This window comes from Moorena sp. SIO3E8 (assembly GCF_010692445.1).
GTDB classification, from domain to species: Bacteria; Cyanobacteriota; Cyanobacteriia; order Cyanobacteriales; family Coleofasciculaceae; genus Moorena; species Moorena bouillonii.
The window spans coordinates 1-4,614 of record NZ_JAAHHM010000263.1 but is presented as its reverse complement, the minus strand read 5'-3'; the positions used below and the strand labels follow the sequence as shown (position 1 = coordinate 4,614).

General features: G+C 44.5%; 6 protein-coding genes and 1 pseudogene. 6 read left to right on the top strand and 1 reads right to left on the bottom strand.

Annotated elements, in window-relative coordinates:
- Positions 1-545: 545 nt before the first annotated feature.
- Positions 546-1,994: pseudogene (gene ltrA, locus F6K46_RS38415) on the top strand (group II intron reverse transcriptase/maturase); the annotation flags it as partial.
- Positions 1,995-2,163: 169 nt separating this feature from the next.
- Positions 2,164-2,349: a hypothetical protein gene (locus F6K46_RS38410; RefSeq protein ID WP_293068391.1), complete on the top strand. Its 186-nt coding sequence runs from the start codon at positions 2,164-2,166 to the stop codon at positions 2,347-2,349.
- A gap of 8 nt (positions 2,350-2,357) precedes the next feature.
- On the opposite strand, the gene F6K46_RS38405 is transcribed toward F6K46_RS38410, so the two are convergent.
- On the bottom strand, positions 2,358-2,579 hold the full coding sequence (locus F6K46_RS38405; protein ID WP_293068388.1) for a hypothetical protein: 222 nt from the start codon (positions 2,577-2,579) through the stop codon (positions 2,358-2,360).
- 220 nt (positions 2,580-2,799) lie between these two features.
- Here F6K46_RS38405 and F6K46_RS38400 point away from each other — a divergent pair, with 220 nt between their 5' ends.
- From F6K46_RS38400 to F6K46_RS38385, 4 genes are all read left to right on the top strand, one after another.
- Positions 2,800-2,949 (top strand): hypothetical protein, encoded by a 150-nt coding sequence (locus F6K46_RS38400; RefSeq protein ID WP_293068385.1) that lies wholly within the window; start codon positions 2,800-2,802, stop codon positions 2,947-2,949.
- A 58-nt stretch (positions 2,950-3,007) separates the two neighbouring features.
- Positions 3,008-3,301, top strand: coding sequence for a hypothetical protein (locus tag F6K46_RS38395; RefSeq protein ID WP_293068383.1), 294 nt, complete (start codon positions 3,008-3,010; stop codon positions 3,299-3,301).
- A gap of 271 nt (positions 3,302-3,572) precedes the next feature.
- Positions 3,573-3,794, top strand: a complete 222-nt coding sequence (locus F6K46_RS38390) for an HNH endonuclease (RefSeq protein ID WP_293068380.1) — start codon at positions 3,573-3,575, stop codon at positions 3,792-3,794.
- A 205-nt stretch (positions 3,795-3,999) separates the two neighbouring features.
- Positions 4,000-4,242, top strand: a complete 243-nt coding sequence (locus F6K46_RS38385) for an HNH endonuclease signature motif containing protein (protein WP_081431350.1) — start codon at positions 4,000-4,002, stop codon at positions 4,240-4,242.
- The last annotated feature ends 372 nt before the right edge of the window (positions 4,243-4,614 follow it).

The following is a 4,614-nucleotide window of genomic DNA, read 5'->3' as shown; positions in this document are numbered from 1 at the left end:
ACCCCGGTTTTCCACTTATGTACAACAAACGTCACTTAACGGTTTTTTTGACTCAAAGCCTTACTCTGACAAGGTTGTTAGTTTTGTTATTTTAAATAATACCGTATTTCTATAAGAGCCGCACCCAAAAGATTTAACCCTTTTCTGCATAGCCTGCTAACTATAAAGGCTCCACTATCTAAGGTTTCGTCTCCGTCGTTAAGACTGGCAAACGTCGGTGGGTCGATACCCATTGGCGCACGAGGCAACAGCTACTTTACGGGTTGGGAATGGGTCAAATCTGCCAAAGCCAATGGCTGGAAACTTATTCATCGGGTACGTTTCACCTCTAATTACGACCCTGACCCTGCCATGGCCTCCCGCAAACAACATCAGAAAAGGTACTATCGACTGGAATTTAAGGTAAAAACCTACGAGTATGCTTTCCAATAAGTTTTGTCAGTCAACCAGGAGATAGAGTCAGAAGCTAATGCCTAGAGTAATGTCTAGGATATGCTGACGGACTCACGTTACAGGAATAGATCTAGTTGTGAGTAGTAATAAAAATGTCTAAAACTCGGGGGTTTGCCCCACAGTCGGAATGGAAGAAGGTCAACTGGCGAAAGCTAGAAATGACAGTCTTTAAGTTACAAAAGCGATGCAGCGCGGTCTTGGGGGTTTCCCCCACTCGCGCTTTGCATCAAGACAACGAATATATCAAGCCTCTAAACGTGGTAACATCCGTGTGGTAAGAAAGCTGCAAAAGACTCTGATGAAGTCCTGGTCTGCCAAAATGATTGCGGTCAGACGGATAACCCAAGAGAACAAAGGTAAAAAGACTGCCGGAATAGACGGGGTTAAAACTTTAACCAATAAGCAACGCCTCGCCTTAGTAGCCAACCTAAAAGTCTCAAAAAAGGCGCAACCTACCAGAAGGGTCTGGATTCCCAAACCCGGACGAACGGAAAAACGTCCTTTGGGTATCCCAACCATGTACGACCGTGCTCTACAGGCACTTGCCAAACAGGCACTAGAACCCGAATGGGAAGCAAAATTTGAACCTAACTCTTACGGGTTCAGACCAGGACGCTCATGTCATGATGCCATTGAAGCAATATACACAAGCATAAATCAAAAACCTAAATGGGTGCTTGATGCCGATATTGCTAAATGCTTCGATAAAATCAATCATGATGCTCTTCTAACAAAACTAAATACTTATCCATCCTTAAGAAGATTAATAAAGTCCTGGCTTAAAGCTGGAGTGATGGATAATGGAACATTCTCACCTACGGAAGAAGGTACTCCTCAAGGTGGAGTTATATCTCCACTCAAGCGCGAATATAGCCCTTCACGGAATGGAAGAACGAATTAAAGCATACGCCGAAACATTGAAAGGAAAAGGAGGGAAACAAAACAACAGAAGAGCGTTAAATCTAATTCGTTACGCCGATGACTTTGTCATCATGCATAAAGACCAAACTGTGGTAGAAGAATGTCAAAGAATCATCAACAAATGGCTGAAAGACATGGGTTTGGAATTAAAACCAAGTAAAACTAGAATTACCCACACCTCAAATGGATTTGACTTCCTTGGATTCAACATCCGACAATATCAGGTTGGGAAAAATCAGTCAAAACAAGGTTTTAAAACCATCATCAAACCATCCGAGGAAGCAATCCAGAAACACTATAGGCAGCTCTCAGAAGCTATAGACCTACACAGAGCTGCCCCTCAGAAGGCATTAATTCGCCATGTTAAACCCATTATAAGAGGATGGTGTAACTACAACAAAACAGTATGTAGCAAAAGAACCTTCTCCAAATTAGGGTATCTACTCTGGAATAAACTGCGAAGATGGGGATATAGAAGACATCCTAATAAATCAAGAACTTGGGTAAACAAGAAATATTGGGGAATCCTTGGAAAGGATAACTGGATGTTCATGACTGGGGAAGATAATTACCTACCCAAACACGCCAAAACACCTATTGTAAGGCACAAAAAAGTCAAGAACACCAAGCTGGTTGACTGACAAAAAGTGAAGTAAAAAGTGGTCAACTGCTGATCTCGAAAGGAGTTGCCAGACTTGACAAAGCGTGATTGGGAGCCAGCATTCGTTCGGACAGAAACCACTCTCACCATAAAAATGCTGTGAAAAAAACTCCCGAGTCTATAATGCCTTGAAGAGTTGGATGGGTCAACCCTGTGAGTGGGCACATCTGACCCACCTGACAACCTGTTTATGGATGGTGTCTGCCCTGATCCAGACAGGGGAGGTAAATTTGACCCGTTGGATTCCCGTTCGTCCCATGGTTCGGCCAATATGCACTAATCATACAGCGTCGGATGCAGCGTTGGCTGTATAATGCCCGGATTAACATCCATGGCCAATAGGCCACGCTACGCGAACGATTGTATAAACCTTTGATCCAGGCAGCCTTAGCAGATTGGGAAGACGATTGTATTTATCTAAGGCAAGGACACTTCGCTGTTTTGGGATAAGTACTGCCTGGTGCGATTGGTCGTAGTCCATCACCGGACGTGCCTTGCCCGTAGTGTGGCGAGTGATGGAACATAAAGCGTGCCACGGTTGCATTCAACGATTACCCTTGAGATGCGCCCAACTTGCCATCCCACGTTTACCTTTAGGGGTAATCGGTAGTCTTACTAGCAGATCGAGGGTTTATCCACACCGAGCAAGATCAAAGCGATGACCAATCAATGGGGTTGGCATTATCGGAAAAGTCTGAAAAAAGACACCTGGATAAGGCGAGCAGGTATTGGTTGGTGTCAGCTCAAAGATTTCCACTGTCTTGATGCAGTCGCTCATGGGGGAAACCCCCAAGACCGCGCTGCATCGCTTCAAACCAGGTGTTGCCCTGTGTTTTCATAATGTCAGGATTCACAAGGAGCATGTTTTATGGCTCGGTTCATCTGATCTTCGGTTGCAACAATATCAATGGTGATAATGGGCGATTGTCAGCAATGATTTGACGACCCTCCAAACATGCGCAAGAATATGGTTTGCGGTTTGATATCGAGGAAAATTTCTTGGATGACCAATCCAACGGCACCGAATGTGCAAAAGTCAGAAATTCGCTCCGTCTCAGCTCTATCACGATTATGGTTTATCCTGGCAGTGGCCACTCGTTTGCGTCACAGCCGCTTGGTGTTGAGGTGGTAGAAACGGGTAAACGTCGGTGGGATTACACCCACTGGTTTCGGGGCAACAGCTATTTTCGCATTGGCATAGATTGGGTCAAATCTTATGAGCGAGAATGGCTGGAGACTGATTCGTCGAGTCCGTTTCACCAGTAATCATGACAGCAGCCCAACTATGGCTTCGCGCAAGCAACATCAGAAACGAAGCTATCAGCATTAGTTCAAAATACAAACGTACCACTACGCTGTTGAATAGTTTTGTCAGTCAACCAGGAACACCAAGAGTCCCTACGACGGAGACCTAATATATTGGAACACCAGAATGAGAAATCATCCCGAGATGACCACTCAAAAGGGAAAGCTTTTAGAACGGCTTGAAGGGTTTGAAGTTACCGTAAGATAGTGGAGCCTTTATAGTTGGTAGGTTATGCGTAAAAGGTTGAAGTCTGTTGTAGTAAGGCTCCACTATCTAAGGTTTCGTTTCCGGAAATGCGCTCATTGTGGTCTTATCTTCAAGGACGGAGATTTATTGGAAACGCATCACATAATACCACGCGCCTCCGGTGGAAGTAATAAAGATGGAAATCTAGAACTACTACACCTCCATTGCCACGATATCAAACATGGAAAGAAAACTAATTCCCCTTAATTAGATGAAAATCCATTCTAGAGGAGCCACTGTCAAGGATTGTACTGTAATGAGGAGCCGTATGATGCGTGCATTGTCACGTACGGTTCTGAAGACGAGTCAGTGGGGTGACTCACTGGCTTAGTTTAATAAGGGAAAGCTTTTAGAACGGCTTGAAGGGTTTGAAGTTACCGTAAGATAGTGGAGCCTTTATAGTTGGTAGGTTATGCGTAAAAGGTTGAAGTCTGTTGTAGTAAGGCTCCACTATCTAAGGTTTCGTTTCCGGAAATGCGCTGATTGTGGTCTTACTTTCAAGGATGGAGATTTATTGGAAATACATCATATATTACCGCGCGCTAATGGTGGAAGCAACAAGGATGAAAATCTGGAATTATTACACCTACATTGCCACGATGCCAAACACGGAACTAAAGTTAACCCCAACGAGTTAGATGAGAATCCGTTTTAGAGGTACCACTGTCAAGGATAAGTCCTATGATGAGGAGCGGTATGATGCGTGCATTGTCACGTACGGTTCTGAAGACAAGTCAGTGGGGTGACTCACTGACTTAGTTTAATCACAATACTGCGATTCGGCGTTCGCGAAGCGTGGCCTTCGGCCTCAGCCGACGCTACGCGAACAATATCCTAGTGCGGCTCGTTCCTAGTAGTGGGACTAAGCGCGATAATTCAAGGCATAAATAGTGCTATGCTATATAGGGTAAGTTTTTTAGGTTGGTTACTTTTTCCCTCCAATCCCATGAAAGAAACTGTTTCCACAGCAATGCCCCCGTGCTTCGATAGATGGTGTCAGCGTTTTGACGATATCTTCCGAACTAAA